Origin of the sequence: Streptomyces sp. NPDC047315, assembly GCF_040643215.1 — a bacterium.
GTDB lineage: Bacteria > Actinomycetota > Actinomycetes > Streptomycetales > Streptomycetaceae > Streptomyces.
Genome location: NZ_JBEYTZ010000012.1, coordinates 1 through 17136, shown reverse-complemented (window position 1 = coordinate 17136; position 17136 = coordinate 1). Strand labels below are relative to the sequence as shown.

At 72.6% G+C, this 17136-nt stretch carries 10 protein-coding genes; 7 read left to right on the top strand and 3 right to left on the bottom strand.

Annotated elements, in window-relative coordinates; genetic code table 11:
• The first annotated feature begins 6 nt into the window (after positions 1-6).
• Positions 7-2361 (top strand): excinuclease ABC subunit UvrA, encoded by a 2355-nt coding sequence (locus ABZ842_RS15895; protein ID WP_361537253.1) that lies wholly within the window; start codon positions 7-9, stop codon positions 2359-2361.
• Here the strand turns inward: ABZ842_RS15895 and ABZ842_RS15890 are convergent.
• Positions 2348-2758 (bottom strand): DUF6328 family protein, encoded by a 411-nt coding sequence (locus ABZ842_RS15890; RefSeq protein ID WP_361537252.1) that lies wholly within the window; start codon positions 2756-2758, stop codon positions 2348-2350. The genes ABZ842_RS15895 and ABZ842_RS15890 overlap by 14 nt on opposite strands.
• Positions 2759-2827: 69 nt before the next feature.
• Positions 2828-4177, bottom strand: a complete 1350-nt coding sequence (locus tag ABZ842_RS15885; RefSeq protein WP_361537251.1) for a cytochrome P450 — start codon at positions 4175-4177, stop codon at positions 2828-2830.
• Between the two features lie 276 nt (positions 4178-4453).
• Between ABZ842_RS15885 and ABZ842_RS15880 the strand changes: the two genes are divergently transcribed.
• From ABZ842_RS15880 to ABZ842_RS15870, 3 genes are all read left to right on the top strand, one after another.
• Positions 4454-7513, top strand: a complete 3060-nt coding sequence (locus tag ABZ842_RS15880) for a hypothetical protein (protein ID WP_361537250.1) — start codon at positions 4454-4456, stop codon at positions 7511-7513.
• A gap of 102 nt (positions 7514-7615) precedes the next feature.
• Complete coding sequence (locus ABZ842_RS15875; protein WP_361537249.1) at positions 7616-11590, top strand: hypothetical protein; 3975 nt, start codon at positions 7616-7618, stop codon at positions 11588-11590.
• Between the two features lie 73 nt (positions 11591-11663).
• Positions 11664-12806 (top strand): hypothetical protein, encoded by a 1143-nt coding sequence (locus tag ABZ842_RS15870; protein WP_361537248.1) that lies wholly within the window; start codon positions 11664-11666, stop codon positions 12804-12806.
• A 24-nt stretch (positions 12807-12830) separates the two neighbouring features.
• On the opposite strand, the gene cpt is transcribed toward ABZ842_RS15870, so the two are convergent.
• Positions 12831-13364 (bottom strand): chloramphenicol phosphotransferase CPT, encoded by a 534-nt coding sequence (gene cpt / locus ABZ842_RS15865; protein WP_361537247.1) that lies wholly within the window; start codon positions 13362-13364, stop codon positions 12831-12833.
• 223 nt (positions 13365-13587) lie between these two features.
• Here cpt and ABZ842_RS15860 point away from each other — a divergent pair, with 223 nt between their 5' ends.
• The 3 genes from ABZ842_RS15860 (at position 13588) to ABZ842_RS15850 (ending at position 16988) form a co-directional block, all read left to right on the top strand.
• A complete protein-coding gene (locus ABZ842_RS15860; protein WP_361537246.1) occupies positions 13588-14895 on the top strand; it encodes a LysM domain-containing protein in 1308 nt (435 codons plus the stop codon).
• Positions 14896-14943: 48 nt separating this feature from the next.
• On the top strand, positions 14944-15303 hold the full coding sequence (locus ABZ842_RS15855; protein WP_361537245.1) for a zinc ribbon domain-containing protein YjdM: 360 nt from the start codon (positions 14944-14946) through the stop codon (positions 15301-15303).
• 230 nt (positions 15304-15533) lie between these two features.
• Positions 15534-16988, top strand: a complete 1455-nt coding sequence (locus ABZ842_RS15850) for an NAD-dependent succinate-semialdehyde dehydrogenase (RefSeq protein ID WP_361537244.1) — start codon at positions 15534-15536, stop codon at positions 16986-16988.
• Positions 16989-17136: the final 148 nt, after the last annotated feature.

The following is a 17136-nucleotide window of genomic DNA, read 5'->3' as shown; positions in this document are numbered from 1 at the left end:
GCAACCATGCCCGCCGAAGGTCCCGGTCCCGCAGGCACGTACGACCACGACCCCAGCGCACCGCGCACCGGTGCGACGGAGGGCGGGCAGCCCCCCGGCGCCCGCCTCGCCGACAGCCACGACCTCATCGAGGTGCGCGGGGCCCGGGAGAACAACCTCCGCGACGTCTCCGTCGACATCCCCAAGCGCCGGCTCACCGTCTTCACCGGCGTCTCGGGCTCCGGCAAGTCGTCCCTCGTCTTCGGCACCGTGGCCGCCGAGTCGCAGCGGTTGTTCAACGAGACGTACACCAGCTTCGTGCAGTCGTTCATGCCCTCGGTCGGTCGTCCGGACGTGGACGCGCTGCGCAACCTCAGCGCCGCGATCGTGGTCGACCAGGAGCGCATGGGCGCCAACTCCCGCTCCACGGTGGGGACCGCGACCGATGCGTACACCATGCTGCGGATCGTCTTCAGCCGCCTCGGCGAGCCGTACGTGGGCCCCTCGCACCACTTCGGTTTCAACAATGCCGAGGGCATGTGCCCGCGGTGCGAGGGCATCGGCCGGATATCCGACATCGACCTGGACCAGGTGGTCGACCGGTCCAAGTCGCTGCGCGAGGGGGCGATCACCGTCCCCGGCTTCACGGTGGACTCCTGGCTGTGGCAGGTGATGGCCGGCTCCGGCTTCTACGACCCGGACAAGAAGGTCGCCGACTTCACCGAGGCGGAACTCGCCGACCTGCTGCACAAGCCGACGACCAAGGTCAAGGTCGGCTCCAGCAACCTCACGTACGAGGGGCTCGTCCCGCGCATCCACCGCAGCTTCCTCGCCAAGGACCGCGAGGCGATGCAGGCCCACATCCGAGCCTTCGTGGACCGCGCCGTCGTCTTCGGCCAGTGCCCGGAGTGCGCGGGTGCCCGCCTCAACCGCGCCGCGCTGGAGTGCCGCATCGGCGGGTTGAACATCGCCGAGTGCGCAGCCCTCCAGATCAGCGACCTGGCGGCCTTCGTGCACAAGCTGGACGCGCCCACCGTGGCACCGCTCCTGGCCAACCTGGGCCAACTGCTGGACTCCCTGGTGGAGATCGGCCTCGGCTACCTCAGCCTGGACCGCACCTCCTCCACCCTCTCCGGCGGCGAGTCCCAGCGGGTCAAGATGGTCCGACACCTCGGCTCACCGCTGGCGGACGTCACGTACGTCTTCGACGAGCCGACCACCGGACTGCACCCGCACGACATCCAGCGGATGAACGACCTGCTGCTGCGGCTGCGCGACAAGGGCAACACGGTCCTGGTGGTCGAGCACAAACCCGAGGTCATCGCGATCGCCGACCACGTCGTGGACCTCGGGCCCGGCGCCGGCACCGAGGGAGGTGTGATCGGCTACGCCGGAGACGTCGCCGGGCTGCGCTCCTCCCCCACCCTCACCGGCCGCCACCTCGGCCACCGGGCCGCCCTACGGGACGCGGTGCGCCGCCCCACCGGGCACGTCTCGATCGAGGGCGCCACACGCCACAACCTGAAGAACCTGTCGGTGGACGTGCCCCTCGGGGTGCTGACCGTGGTCACCGGAGTCGCCGGCTCCGGAAAGAGCTCACTCGTCCACGGCTACCTCTCCGGTCGGGAGGGCGTGGTGGTGGCCGACCAGTCGCCCATCCGGGGCTCGCGCCGCTCCAACCCGGCGACGTACACGGGCCTGCTCAACTCGGTCCGCACCGCCTTCGCCAAGGCCAACGGCGTCAAGGCGGCCCTGTTCAGCGCCAACTCCGAAGGCGCCTGCTCCGCCTGCAACGGCGCCGGGCTCATCTACACCGACCTGGCGATGATGGCCGGCGTCACCACGGTGTGCGAGAAGTGCGAGGGCAAGCGCTACACCCCCGAGGTCCTCACCTACAAGCTGCGCGGCAAGGACATCAGCGAGGTCCTCGACATGCCGGTGAAGGAGGCGTACGACTTCTTCCCCTCGGGACAGGCGCACGCCGTCCTCGGCCGGCTCGTCGACGTGGGCCTCGGCTACCTGCGCCTCGGTCAGCCCCTGAACACCCTCTCCGGCGGCGAGCGCCAGCGGCTGAAGCTCGCCATCCACATGGCGGAGAAGGCGTCGACGTACGTCCTCGACGAGCCGACCACCGGCCTCCACCTGGCCGACGTCGACAAACTGCTGGCACTGCTCGACCGCCTGGTGGACGGCGGCAACTCGGTCATCGTGATCGAACACCACCTCGCCGTGATGGCCCACGCCGACTGGATCGTCGACATCGGACCGGGCGGCGGCCACGACGGCGGAGAAGTCGTCTTCACCGGCACCCCACGTCAACTCGTCAGCGACGGCGACACCCTGACCGCGCGCCATCTGCGGACGTACGTCAACGGGGGCTGACGCCCATCGGACGGCGGTCCGCGGGGGGCGGGGCCTCGACGGCGCTCCGCCCCCGGGCACGCATCGGCATCCAGAACCAGAAGCCGAACAGCCAGCACAGCACCGCCACCGCCAGCACGCCCGCCATCACGGGCGGCAGCACGACCGTCAGCACGAGCAGCACGGCGCACGACAGGGCGAGCATCAGCAGGACCAGGCCCCACAGGGCCAACCGCCCCGAGACGTGCACCAACCGGTGCTTGAGGCAGGGGTCGGTGACCACGCGGTGGAAGGCGGCGGACGTGGTGAGCAGCCCGAACGACGCCAGCACCAGCACCAGCACCAGCGAGGACACGTAGACCGTGATGTCCATGGTGCCGAACATGGTGAAGCGGGGCGTCACGGAGAGTTCGAGCACGTCGCAGCGGAGATGTCGGGCGCGGAGCCCGGGAAGGGCACGGGTTCGAGCGGGTCGGCGTGTTCCGCCTCACCCTCCGGAAGTCGGACGCGCCCCGCCGTCGAGCGTCGCAGGCGTCGGCCCGTCGGGGCGCACGGTGATGCCGTACACGGCCCCCTTCGGGACGGCCTCGAAGCGCGGGGCGGGCAGCGGCAGCAGGAGTTCCAGGAGGGCGGTGGACTCGCGGAGGGCGAACTGGAGGCCCAGACAGGCCCGTGGCCCGAGTCCGAAGGGGAGGTAGCCGCCCGGCTGGTCGGGGCGGCGCCCTGGAGTGGTGAAGCGCTCGGGGTCGAACGCGCCGGGGTCTTCCCACACTTCGGGGTCCCGGTGCGTCAGGTACGGGCAGACCAGGATGTCGGTGCCGGCCTCGATCGAATGCCCGGCGAGGACGTCGTCCTGCGCCGCACAGCGCGGCAGCATCCACGCGGACGGGTAGAACCGCAGCGTCTCGTGGACGAGCGCCTGCACGGCCTGCCGCCGCTCGGGCGTGCCCTCGCCGCCGGCGGCCAGTGCCCACTCCCGGGCCTCGGGGTGCTCGTCCAGGAGCAGGTGGAGCCAGGTCAAGGTGGTGGCCGTGGTCTCGTGGCCGGCGAGGAGCAGGGTGACCAACTCGTCCCGGATCAGCCTGTCCGTGTACTCGGGGCGGGTCGCGGACGCTTCGATCAGGACGTGTAGGAGCCCCGGTCCGTCGGGCCCCGCATCGCCGTCGCGGGCGGCGGCGACGGCCCGGTTCGCCAAGGCGTCGATCCGGGCCAGCTCCTCGGCGACCGCACCCTTCGCGGACACTTCGTCCGCCGGCAGGCTCGGCAGCGCGGCGATCACATGGGGCACGTCGCCCAGCGTCCGCTCCGTCTCGGCGTCGACGGGGTGTCCGGTCAGGGACCGCCAGATGGTGTCCAGGGCGAAGCGGCGCATCTCGTCACCCACGTCGAAGACCTCGCCGCTGCGGGCGTATCCGGCCCAGCGGGCGACGGTGGTCTTGGCCGCCACCGCGATCCGCTCCTCGTAGCGGCGCATGCCCCGGCTGGTGAACTGGGACTGGAGCAGCCGCCGCTGGCGCTGCCACGCCTCGCCCGTCGCCGCCATGACGCCGTCCCCGATCAGCAGCCGGGCGCGGTGCGAGCGCTTGACGTAGCGGTCGGGGTTGAGCGCGAGGACGTGCTGCACCGCCGCGGGCTCGGTCACCAGGACGGTCGGGCGCGGCCCGAGCCGGACCGCGGCCACCCCGCCGACCCGCCGCTGCGCATCGGCGAGCAGGTCAACGAGGTCGCCGCCCCGCTCCCGCCAGCGCGCGACGTGTTCGGCGCCGAGTTCGGGGACGGGCGGGCCGGCCGGGAGCGGGTCGGGCGAGGGGCTACCGGGAGGGACGCGGGTGGCCACGGAGTGCTCCTGTTCGGCGGCTGTTTCGTCGGCACGGACCGGGTGCGGCCCGCCCGCAGCGTAGGGGACGAAGCCGTACGCACGACACAACGCGCGGCCCGCACCGGGTCGTTCCCGAACGCCCGGAACCGGTTGGCCACCTCGTCGGCCACCTCGTCGGCCACCTCGCTGGACCCGAACGCCCGGGCGCGCACCGCAGTAACCCGTTCGGGGGATACACCGGGCAACGGCCGCCCCGCTATACGTAGTGCCTCTCGACAGTGCGGAGGGTCCGGCATGAGTGCTCCGGCTCCGGTGGCGAGCATCCGGCTCGTACGGCCGCAGGACATGTTGGTCATCGACTTCGACTTCTACAACCTGCGGCCGGACCCCGCCGCGGACCCGCCGCAGCTGCGTCGGGTCGACCCTGCGCAGCGGGCGTACGTGGTCGCCCGCTTCGAGTCGCAGCACGTCAGCGAGCAGACGGTGTACGAGGGCGAGCCGAACAGGCCCGCGCCGGGCTCGGCTGCGGCCCGCGCGGTGGGTCCGAGCCGGATCGCCTTCGTCGTGCCGGAGACGGTCAAGACCGTCCCGTACAGCGAGAGCGGGCTGCTGCGGTGGTGGCAGTGGGTCATGCGGGTGGTGCCGGCGGCCGGCCGGCCCGGCGGCCTGGAGACGGACCTGTTGGTCGTGGACTGGCTGCACCTGACGCCGGAGCAGTTCGCGACGTGGGACCACGCGGAGACGCCGGTCGAGCACGACGGCCGCACGGAGCTGTGGCACACCCGGCTCGCCCTGCGCGGCCCCACCGGACGCCCGGCCCCGCAGTCGCAGCCCACCGTCCGCGTGGTCGCCGCCGACGACCCCGCCGACGAGCAGGAGGCGAAGCTCTTCGGCGCGCTGAACCCGGAGGGCTTCGACTACCGCCAACTGATCACCCTGACCAATCCGCCGGAGCCCGTGGCGGCCCCGGTGGACGTCGGGCTGCTGGCGCTGAGCGCCGCCGGCGCCACCCTCGACCTGGACGGGCGCTGGGAGCCGAGCACGTCGTCCGGGCTCAACCTCAAGCACTGGGAGCACCACGCCTGGCTCGGCCGGGACAACAAGGTCGTGCTGGAGCAGTACGGATTCCTCGTGCCCTACGGCCACCGGGCCCTGCTGTTCACCGAGACGAAACGGACGTTCGACGAGACCACCGGCGTCGCCTACCTCGAACAGCGCCGGTTCATCAGGATCACCGAACCGGTGAAGGCGTACGGCGGGGCGTACGGCCTGCCGTACGGGGGGCGTTCCTTCCCCTTCTCCGAGCTCGCCATCGAGAACCCCGTCCCGCCCGACCTGCCGCAGCATCCGGAGCCACTGCTCACCGGCCGGCCGGACGCGGGCATCTGGATCCAGTCCATCGCGACCGGCACGGACGTCGTGTTCGTGCTGCGGGGCACCGCGGCGACGGGCCGCGAGATCCGCTTCACCGCCTCCTTGGGCTTCGTCCCGCACGACGTGGCGATCGCCTCGCCCGAGCCCGGGACCGTGCTGCGCGAGGTGATCGACGCGTACGGCGGGTTCGACCGGCTCGTCGGCCCCGCGCCGGACCCGCGGCGGGCGCTGGACCTGGGCGGGCAGGAGCTCCCGTACTCCGCCGAGGCGGTGCCGGGCACCGCGAGCCACCCCACGCAGCGGCTGTTCTGGGGTCTGCAAGGGCCGTTGCAAAGGCTGGATCCGCGGTCCGACAGCCCGCTGTTCTTCCCCCGGATGCTGGGCGCCGAGGCGCGGCTGGCCACCATGGACACCTTCTACGGGCCCGGCGGTCCGGTCCTGCTGGGCTACGACGAGAGGTACCTGCTGACCGAGTTCCGGGGCAATCCGGGCGAGGTGTACGTACGGGTCCGCGACTCCCTGGAGGCGCTGGCCTCGGGCGAGGACCGGCCGGTGGAGCGGGTCGTCGTCAACAGCGTCACGATCGGCGGCATCGCGATGCCCAACGTCGAGGTCGGCGGCCTGTCCCGGGTCCTGGGCGCCGCGGGCGGCAACAAGGAGTCGGTGGACAAGCTCCAGGACGAGGGGACGATCACCCCCAAGGAGTACTTCGACCTCAAGAACCAGCTCAACCGGGCCGTGCTCTTCGGCGCCACCTTCCTCGCCAACGTGCTGCCCGACAACGAAGCGGGCTCCGATGAGTCGCTGCGGATCAAGAAGGAGACCACCTACCCGACGAACCCGAAGACGGGCATCCCGGACGTCAGCCGGCTGCCGAACGGCCACAAGATGACGATCGACTTCACCACGCCCCTGGTGGACTTCGGGCCGTTCCGCGCCGTCGTCGGCAACAACCGGGCCAAGCTGACCCTGCAGGTCCTCAACGAGGTCAGCTACGTCGAGGGCACCAACACCAACAAGGTCACCGGCAAGATCTCGCTCTTCGAACTCAGGCTGGTGGACCCGGCCTTCCAGTTCGTCGGCGTGGTCTTCAAGGACTTCGAGTTCAGCTTCGACCACGACGGCGGCCCCTCCTTCAAACCCGGGGTCAGCGCCGTCAGGTTCTACGGGCCGCTCGCCTTCGTCAGCGTCCTGGAGGACTACATCTCCAACGCCTTCGACGGCGTCAGCGTCTTCGGCCTACAGCTGAAGACGTACCAGGAGATCACCTACGGGGAGGTCCGCGTAGGCGTCACCTTCGGGCTGCCCGACATCAAGATGGGGCCCGTGCTCCGGGTCACCAACTGCTTCGTGACCGCCGGGGTCATCGTCCCCTTCCAGCGCAAGCCGGTGCGGGCCGCCTTCGGGTTCGCGAAGGAGGACGAGAAGTTCAACGTCACGGTGTACGGCTTCGGCGGCGGTGGCTTCTTCACCGTCGAGGTCAGCGAGCGCGGCATCGAGAAGATCGAGGGCGCGATCGAGGCCACGTACACGCTGGCCTTCGACTTCGCCCAGATCGCCTCGGGCCTGGCGAGGATCGCGATCGGGATCTACTTCAAGACGGAGCGGGCCGACCCGGACGAGGCGGACTCGAAGGACGAGGTCGTGCTGCGCGGCTACGTCCGGGCCACCGGGCGGGTCAGCGTCCTCGGGCTGATCAGCGTCACGGCCGAGTTCTACGCGGACCTCCAGTACCGCAAGCTGGGCAACCAGTCCGCGGTCACCGCGCACGCACGGCTCACCATCTCCATCGACATCCTCTTCTTCCACGAGAGCGTCGCCCTGGAGTTCTTCTACAACCTGGACGGCAGCATCGACGAGGAGTCGGTGCGCGGGCGGCGGGGCGCCGGGGCGCTCGCCGCCGACGAACAGCCCACGGCCTTCGCCGACCTGATGTCCCGGGCCGACTGGGAGCAGTACTGCGCCTCGTTCGCGCCCTGACGCAGCGCGCCCCGCGTGTCCCGCCCGCCCCGCGCCCTCGCCCCGCCCTCGCCCCGGTCCGAGCCTTGTCCGCCCCTTCTTCGCCCGAGGAGACGAATCCCCATGGCAGCCTCACGCATCGTCTGGACCCCGGTCCCGGCCGGGCGCGACGACGGCCGGCTCAGGCTGTCCGTCCTCGTCTCGCCGCGGCTCGCGGGGACCGCATCGACGCTCGCCGGCTATCCCGAATGGCTCGGCTGGCCCTCCCAACGGCCCCGGTACCGACTGGCCTTCGGGACCGGCCCCGGCGTGGTGGCGGAGGCCGTCGGCCCCGCGCCGCGGCTCGACCTGTGGCAGCAGCTGTTCCCCGCCACAACTCCCGTCGTGCCCAAGCCGGCCGCCCTGCTGGCGGCCACCGTGCCGCCGATCCGCTCCTGGCCGCCGGCCACCGCACGGAACCTGGCCCGTACCGAACACGCCGCCGCCACCGCCTTCAACGCCACCGCACCGCTGAGCGTGAACGCGATGACGTCCCGCGGGCCCGGCCTCGCACCGGGCGCGCGCAACGGGCAGCCGTCGCCGGACCTCGTCACGGACATCCCCATCGCCCCGCAGCGCCTGCCCCGCGCCCGGGCCCTGATCGCGGACGCACTGGCCAGGGACGGCTACTTCCTGGGCGGGCCGTTGGAGGACCCCGACTCCCCGTTCGACTCGTTCAGCGCCACCCAGGTGGACTTCCTGCTCGCCCAGCAGTTCCACGACCGCAAACCGGCGGACAACCCGTCACCCGGGGGATCCTCGCTCGCCGCGCACGTCACCGCCATCGCCGACGGCGACAGCGTCGACTTCCACGCCGCGCTCGGCGCCCTCGCCCAGTACCCGGCGCTGCAACGGGCCCTCGGCCTGGTCGTGGACCTCGCGGTGGACGCCAACGCCCCAGGAGTGCCGGCCGCGGGCGACCCGGTGGCCGTCTCGCTCCAGGTCGAGTGGGGCCCGCTCGCCCCCGGCGGGCCCTACGAGCCCGTACTGCCCGCCGTGAACGCCACCCTCACCGCGTCCGCGTTCGCGGCCAAACCCGCCGGAACCCTGGTCGACGGCGGACTGGTCCGGCTGGACTCCGACCGGTACGAGGTCATGGAGGTCGACGTGGACGCGACCGCGGACGCCCTGGCCGGCTTCGGACAGAAGCTGCTCGACCGCCGCGACGGCTTCTCCGGCGCCCCCGCTGTGCCCCCGGACGCCGCGCTGCCGATCGCCGTCGACCCGGGGTCGGAGCCGGCCCCGCTGCCCAGCCAGCGCTGCGACAGCCTCGGCGTCGTCCTGCACGGACGGGCGAAGGACCTGCACGCCAGGCTCACACAGGCCACGGCGCGGAGCGCGGCCCCGGCGGCACTGCTCGCCGAGGAGCCGCTCGGCGCGGAGGAGTTGGAGTACGGCGTCCGCGTCGACGTCTGGGACGACGCGTCCGGCCGCTGGCACTCGGTGTGCCGCCGCGCCGGCCGCTACGACTGCGGCGAGCTGCGGTTCGAGGCCCAGGACGAGGGGGCCGTCCACCTCGCGCACAGCACCGCCGCGGAGGGCGACCCCACCATCTACCTCCACGAGTCCGTCTTCGCCTGGGACGGCTACAGCCTCACCGCGAGCCGCCCCGGCTCCATCACCCGCACCGTGAACGGGGAGCCGGTGACCGTCGGCCCGGACAGCGACCCCACCGGGCCGGTGGCGCTGCGCACCTCCTTCCGCGCCCTGGGCCTGCCCAAGTTGCGCTACGGGCGGGGCTACCGCTTCCGCGCCCGGGTCGTCGACGTCGCCGGCAACAGCCTGGGGCCCGACGAACCCGCCCCGGACGACTTCGGCGCCGCCACCCCCCTCGTCCGCCATCTGCGCTTCGAGCCCGTCGGATCGCCCGTCCTGCTGCCCACGGCACCGCACACCCCGGCCGAGTCCATCGCGCTGCTGGTGGTCCGGGGCAACTACGACGCGCCGGCCACCGGAACGTGCGAGCGGCACGTGGTGCCGCGGCGGACCACTCCGCACACCGCCGAGCGGCACGGCATGTACGACGTGGACCCCACCCCGGTGAACCCCGGCGGCATGGACCGCTTCGCCTACTCCGACATCGTCCGGCGCGACCAGGCCGACTTCACCGGCGGCACCGAGGACCCCGGGGGCTGGGGCGAGACGCCGTACTACGAACGGCTCCAGTTGGACGTGCCGTACCTGCCGGAGGTGCTGGCGCGCGGCGCCGCCTTCACGGGGCTGCCGGGGCTCGCCCCGGGCGAGGTCTTCACGGTCCCCTTCGACGACCGGCTGTCGTGGCCCCACCGCTCCCCCTTCCGGCTGCGCCTGGAGAGCGGCACCGGCGCGCCCGAGTACGACGACGTGCTGCGGGTGCTGACGGTGCAACTGCCGCCCGGCCGCAGCGTCGACGTGGCGTGTTCGTCCCGGATCGACGAGGACGACCTGGACGCGCTCGGCATCTGGCGGTGGTTCCTCGACAGCGGTCTCACCCTGCCGCCGGGCACCACGGTCGAGGACCTGCGCCGGCTCGCCGCGCTCGGGCAGCTGTGGCAGCTCACCCCGAGCCGCCCGCTCAAGCTCACCCACGCGATCCAACAGCCCCTGACCCCGGCCGCGTTCCGCAAGCCCGTCGCGGCGCGGGCGCCGGGCGACACCACGGCCCGGATCGTGGACGTGCTCGTGCTCGACCGGGCGAGCACGGCGAAGGTCGACGTACGGGCGGAGTGGACGGAGCCGAACGACGCGCCCGCCGACCCGGCGCCCGTCGTCCGCCCGGCAACGGCCCACGTCACGACCCTGGCCACCGCCCCGGACGACGCCGACGGGGACCGGCTGCGCCTCGACGCCCGGCAGGAGTTCCACGACACCCGCCACCGCACGGTCACCTACACGGCGGTGGCGTCCTCCCGGTACACGGAGTTCTTCACCGTGACGCTGCGGACCGTGCTGACGGGCACGGAACCCGTCCGCGTCGCGGCCCGCGGCATCGCCTCCGGCACGCTGACCGTCGCCGACCCGGCCGCGGGACGGGTCTTCGGCGAGGACGTCGACTACGTCGCGGACCTCGCCGCCGGCACGGTCCGCCGCTCCGGTGCCGACTCGGCGATCCCGGACGGCGCCACCGTGGAGATCGGCTTCGTCGACGGGCCGGTGACCCGGGTGAACTCCGAGGTGCAGCAACCGGTCGTGGTGAACGTGCGGTCCTCGGCGCGACCGGCCGCGCCCGACGTGGCGTACCTCGTGCCCACCTTCGGCTGGGAGCGGGCCCGCACGGGCACGGAGTTCACCAACACCCGGCGCGGCAACGGAATCCGGGTGTACCTGCGCCGCCCCTGGTACTCCTCCGGCGAGGACGAACTCCTCGGCGTCGTCGTCGCGCAGGACGGTGCGCCGCCGCCGGTGCTGCGCCCCCTGGTCACGCTCCGCGGCCAGGACCCGGTCTTCGCCTCCGCACCGACGACGGCAGCGCCCGGCACGGCCGAGTTCCCGCTCGCCGTACGGGTCGCGTCCGGGCTGCTGCTCGCCGAGTCCGAGAGCGCGCCGGAGCTGCCGCGGGTCGCGGTGGCGGCGCACCGGGTGGGGTACGACGAGGACCGGCAGCTGTGGTACTGCGACCTGACGATGCCGCCGGAGCGCGCGTACCGCCCGTTCCTGCGGTTCGCCTTCGCCCGCTACCAGCGGCACTCGCTGTCCGGTCTTGAGCTCTCGCCCGTCGTGCTGGCGCAGTTCGCCCAGCTCAATCCGGACCGCACGCTGTCGGTGGTGCTCGGGGCGCAGGATCCGACGCGGGCGACGGTGAGCGTGTCCGGACCCACGTACGCGGGCGACCCGGCGCGCGGCGCCAAGCTGACGGTGCTGGTGCAGACCGTCGCCCCGGGGCCGGCCGACCCGCTGGGGTGGCGGACGGTGTCGGAGACCCTGTTGCCGCCGGTGCCGGGCGGCGGCGGGCAGTGGAGCGCCGCCGTGACCCTGCCCGCGGCGCCCGGCAGCGCCCCGATGCGGCTGGTGGTCGAGGAGCGCGAGGTCCTGACGACCGCGGGGACGCGCCTGGTGTACGCCGACGCCGTCGAGGTCTGAGGTACGAGCCCCCACCGCTCTGCGACTGCCCCGCGACTGCCCTGCGACTCCCCTGCGATCCGAAGGACGGAACATGACCACCATCAGCGGGACGACCGCCGCCGTCGCACTGCCGCCCGGCGGCTTCGGCAACGGCATCTTCCAGGCGTACGTCAACGGAGAGGAGCGCCCGGGCGCCGGTGAGTTCACCGTGCTGACCGGTGAGCTGAACCCGGCGGGCCCGGGGCTCGACGTGCTGTACGGCCGGGGCACGCCGGGCACCAGCTATCTGCGGGTGCTGGACGTGGGCACCGGAATCGCGTACGTGCAGGGCCAGTTGGTCACCCACGCGAAGGAGGTGTCGCTGGACCCGTTGGTTGCCTCGGTGCGGGTGTCGGGCGCCGAGTCCGTCACGAGGTGGTTGGTGCCGGACGCCTTCGTCCTGGAGCAGCGGGTCACGATCAGCGGCACGACCTCGGCGGACACCCGGATCACCGTCACCACGAAGGTCTCCGACTTCCGCACGGAGCGGCACCGCTTCCGAATCGAGTACGTGTGGGACGCCACGGTCGCCGGCGACGACGCTCCGGTGGTGCAACTCGGCGCCGCGGGAGCCTCGTTCCGCCCCTTCGACCCGGTCAACTCGACCGAGCAGACCTTCCAGCGCAGCACCGGTGAACTGGCCGTCGTCGACCGGTACGCGAACCCCGGCGCTCCGACCTTCGCCGTCGCGGTCTCCGCGGCCGGCGATCCGCAGGCCGTCCCGGACAGCGTGCAGTACGTCTGTCTGTCCGACGCGGTGTTCGCCCCGGTGGGCGAGTACGTCACCGACCCGGCGCGCGACATCGCCGGCCCCGGCTCGGACTGTCGCAACTCGGCCGGCCGCACCGACTCCGGGCTGTTGCTGCTGTGGACCGCGGACGCCGCGCAGGGCGACGCCACGGTGGCCGCCACCGTACGGATGAGCCCGGCGAGCCCGTACGCGACGACGCTGAAGGCCGGGCCGCTGTCCCTGGGGTCGGCCACCGCGACCTTGACGGACACCGCCACCGGCCGTCCGATCCCGGGCCGCACCCTGGTCTTCAGCGCGGGCGGACGCGTCAGGTGCACCCTGACCACGGACGGCGCCGGGCGGGCGACCTGCGACCAGCTCCTCACCGGGCTGCTGGGGTACGACGTGGACTTCGCGGGCGACGCGATCTGGGCGACGGCGCACGCCCACGGGGGCCTGCTGTAGCCGGCGGGCGGGCGCCCGTGCGCGTCACGTGACGCGGGCGGCGATCGCGCGTGCGCAGTCCACGGACTCGGTGTGCGTGGTGTCCACCTCCAGGTCGTAGCTGACGCCCCGGTGCACCGACTCCGCCTGCGCGGCGGCCATGCCCCGGGGCCGGTCACCCCGGGCGATCTCGCGCCCCTCGGCCACCGCGCCGTCGCAGCGGACGCCGACCCACAGCACGTCCAGTCCGTCGAGTGCCTCGCGCCACCGCCCCTGCGATGCGGGCCCGCTGAGGAACACGTCGTCGACGACGATCCGTGCGCCGGCGCGGGCCATGGCGGCCACCCCCGCCATCCAGGCCGCCTCCAACCTGCGGAACTGCGATCCGACGTTCACCTGGCCGTCCGCGGCGAACTCGATGCCTCCGTCCGACGTCTGCATCGACGCGGGCAGCGCGTCGACCAGCGCGTCGACGGCGGCGGCGAGCCACGGCTCGCGCAGTTCGGCCTGGAGGCACCGGACGATCCCGGACTTGCCCGAGCTGGATCCACCATTGAGAACGATCACTTGAGTTGCCACCGGGTCACGCTAGGCCGCTCCACTGCGGAGTCGAAACGCATTTCCGGACGCCGGCGGAGCGAGGGCACGCGCGTCGGTGGTCGACGTGCCGCGCGGGGTGGTGGAGCGGCGGGTGCGCGATAGCCTGCTGGGCGTACGCGATCGGCGCGGGGACACGGGCGGGGCCGGTGTCAAGGGACACGGAGGTCCGGCGCCGGTGCCCCTCGCTCGTAGAGGGGGGATCGTGGGCGACAGCCACAACGAGATGAGCGGATGGGTGGACGGGACCCTCGTACAGGCGCGCGACATCAGGGACGTCCACTTCCACAATGCGATGCTGCGGGCCGAGTTGCCGGGTGGCGCCGTCGTCGGCCGCGAGACGGAGCTGCGGAGAATCGTCTCCCTCGTCGACCGGTCGCGCCGGGGCCTGGTCGTGACCGGGCCGGTCGGGGGCGGTGTCGACTCGCTCGTGTCCACCGCCGCGCGGGAGCTGTGCCGGGCGGGCCGGTTCCCCGGCGGGATGCTGGAGGTGGAGTTCCACGGCCATCCCCGGTTGCGTGCGGCGTCCACGCGGGACGGGACCGCGGCGGCAGCACTGCGCGCCGCGCTGGTGGCGCTGGGGGCCGCCGAAGCGGACGTGCCCGATGACCCCTCGGCCCTCGTGGCGGAGTATCGGGCCCTTCTCGCGGACCACGAAGCCGTGCTCGTCGTGCTGCGGCGCGTCGGCGCGCGGGAGGAGGTGCTTCGGTTCCAAGAGGCGGGCGGGGAGCACAAGTTGCTGGTGGGCAGCCACGTGCCGGTCGACGCCGGGGACCCGATGCCGAGCATGGAGGTCGCGCCCCTTCCGGTCGCCGAGTGCGTCGGCCTCTTGGAGACGCTGGTCGAGCGGGGCTGTCTGGGCGACGTCCGGGTGGCCGGGGACCTTGAGACGGCCGGCCGGCTGGTGGACCTCGCGGGCCGACTGCCGCTGGCCGTTGCCCAGCTCGCCGGCGCCCTCACGGCCGATCCCGAGATGACGCTCGACACCCTCGCCCGGCGCTTGGAGACGCTGCGGGCAGACGCGACACCGGCCGAACCGGAGCCGCTTCGGACCGTGTGGGACGTCGTCGCGGAGGAGTTACCGACGGCAGAAGCAGACGTGTTGCGGGCCATGGCACTCGCCGACCGTCCCGTCTTCGACGCCGAAGCCGTCCACGCCGCCGCCGCGGTGTCGCTGACGGCCGCCGAGGACGCCCTGCACGGCCTCGCCCGCAGACACCTGATCCACGGTCACCTGGAAGGGTCCAAACGGGTCATCGGGCGCCATCGGATGCACTCCGTCGTACGGCATCACGCGGCGCAGCACGGTGGATCCGGTCCCGCACCGACGACCCCCGCGGCGACGACCCGCGCGCCGTGCGTGACCGCCGTGCACACCTACACCGTCCAACCCGGCGACACGCTCAGCCGCATCGGTGCCAGGTTCCGCGTCGACTGGCCGCAGATCGCCCTTCGCAACAGGATCGCCAATCCGGACCTGATCTACCCGGGCGAGGTCTTCGTACTGCGTTGACGCGCACTCCCGTTCGAAGGGAGGCGTCTGGGCGGATATTCTGAAGGGATGAACGAGAACCTCCCTCCCTGCCCGAAGTGCTCCTGTGAGTACACGTATGAAATGAACGCCCTGGTGGTGTGTCCGGAGTGCGGCCACGAATGGGTTCCCGAGGAGAACGGCGCGCAGGGCGCCGGCGCCACTGCGGAAAAGGTGGTCAAGGACGCGGTTGGCAATGTCCTGCAGGACGGCGATTCCGTGGTCGTCGTCAAGGCGCTGAAGGTCAAGGGGAGTCCGTCGGGCATCAAGGCCGGCACCAAGGTGCGGAACATTCGGCTGGTGGACGGGGTGGACGGCCACGACATCGACTGCAAGGTCGACGGCTTCGGGGCCATGCAACTCAAGTCCAGCGTGGTCAAGAAAGCCTGATCCGCACCCGTCGGTCCCCGCCCGGGAGCGGGCGGGGACGTCACCGGAAGCAGGAATTCGTCATGCCGAAATAGCCGCAGGTGCGGCGCTTCATTTTTATGAGAAATTCTCTCTTCTTTTCTCGCTCTACCGACTTTTCCTCTCGACCGTTTCGGGACTCGACTCTATATTGAGGAAATTGGCTCGCTCATTTATCCGGGCCTTTCGAAGCCTCTTTCCTCGGAGTCCTCATGCAGATCACCGAAGCCCTCGACCGCTGTCCGACCGACCTGCTGGTGGACGGCGCGTGGCGCACCGCCGCCGACGGCCGCCGGATCGAGGTGCGCGACCCGGCGACCACCGAAGCGCTCGCCTCCGTCGCCTCCGGCCAGGAGTCCGACGCCCTGGCCGCCGTCGAGGCGGCCGAGCGCGCCCTGCCCCGGTGGGCGGCCACCCCGCCCCGTGAGCGGTCCGCGGTGTTGCGCCGCGCCTACGAGTTGATGACCGAACGCGCCGAGTACTTCGCCGTCCTCATCAGCGCCGAGAACGGCAAGGCGCTGGCCGACGCCCGGGCCGAAGTCGGCTACGCGGCGGAGTTCTTCCGCTGGTACGCGGAGGAGGCCGTACGGCTCGCCGGCACCGTGCAGCACGCGCCGGCGGGCGGCTACCGGATCCTGGTGGACCGGGCCCCGATCGGCGTGGCCGTGCTCGTCACGCCGTGGAACTACCCGGCCGCCATGGCCACCCGCAAGATGGGTCCCGCGTTGGCGGCCGGCTGCTCGGTCGTCCTCAAGCCCGCCAGTGACACCCCGCTGACCGCCCTCGCCGTCGGCGCGCTGATGGCCGAGGCGGGCGCACCCGCGGGGGTGGTGAACGTGGTGCCCGCCGACCGTTCCGGCGCCGTGGTGGGGGCGATGCTCGCGCACCCCGCCGTGCGCAAGCTCTCCTTCACCGGCTCGACGGAGGTGGGGCGCCGGCTGCTGCACGGCGCGGCGGACCGGGTCTTGAGCACCTCCATGGAGCTGGGCGGCAACGCCCCCTTCCTGGTGCTCGCGGACGCCGACGTGGACGCGGCGGTGCGCGGGGCGATGCTGGCGAAGATGCGCAACGGCGGGGAGGCGTGCACGGCCGCGAACCGGTTCTACGTGCACGCTTCCGTGGCCGATGAGTTCACGTCCCGGTTCGCCGCCGCCATGGCCGCCCTCAAGGTCGGCCCGGGGCTGGCGGCCGGCACCGAGGTCGGCCCGCTGGTGAACGCGGACACCCGGGACAAGGTCGTGGAGCTGGTCGAGGACGCGGTGGCGCGCGGCGCCCGGGTCCGCACCGGCGGCCGGGCACCGGAGCGCACCGGCTACTTCTACGAGCCCACGGTGTTGGACGGGGTGGCCCCGGGCTCCGCGCTGCTGACGGAGGAGATCTTCGGTCCGGTCGCCCCGATCGTCCGGTTCGAGGACGAGGCGGAGGCCGTACGGCTGGCGAACGCCACCGAGTACGGGCTCGTCTCGTACGTCTACACCCGGGACCTGCGGCGGGGGCTCGCCGTCTCGGGGGCCCTGGAGAGCGGGATGGTGGGCCTCAACCGGGGGCTGGTGTCCGATCCCGCCGCTCCGTTCGGGGGCGTGAAGCAGAGCGGGCTCGGCCGGGAAGGGGGCCATGAGGGGATCCTTGAGTACACGGAGGCGAAGTACATCGCCACCGACTGGTGACCTTCCGTCAGCGGGCCGGAGCCCGTCGCGACCCTCGTCGAGGGGTTGCGGCGGGCCCCGGCTCGTCGTGGCGAAGGCAGCGGGCATGGGAAGGCCGCCGTGGGGGGGGGGGGGGGGGGGGGGGGGGCCCGCGCCCCCCCCCCCCCCG

Coding starts and splice junctions, on each gene's coding strand:
- ABZ842_RS15875 (WP_361537249.1), top strand. CDS start 7,616: ATGGCAGCCTCACGCATCGTCTGGACCCCGGTCCCGGCCGGGCGCGAC.
- ABZ842_RS15870 (WP_361537248.1), top strand. CDS start 11,664: ATGACCACCATCAGCGGGACGACCGCCGCCGTCGCACTGCCGCCCGGC.
- ABZ842_RS15895 (WP_361537253.1), top strand. CDS start 7: ATGCCCGCCGAAGGTCCCGGTCCCGCAGGCACGTACGACCACGACCCC.
- ABZ842_RS15880 (WP_361537250.1), top strand. CDS start 4,454: ATGAGTGCTCCGGCTCCGGTGGCGAGCATCCGGCTCGTACGGCCGCAG.
- ABZ842_RS15850 (WP_361537244.1), top strand. CDS start 15,534: ATGCAGATCACCGAAGCCCTCGACCGCTGTCCGACCGACCTGCTGGTG.
- ABZ842_RS15855 (WP_361537245.1), top strand. CDS start 14,944: ATGAACGAGAACCTCCCTCCCTGCCCGAAGTGCTCCTGTGAGTACACG.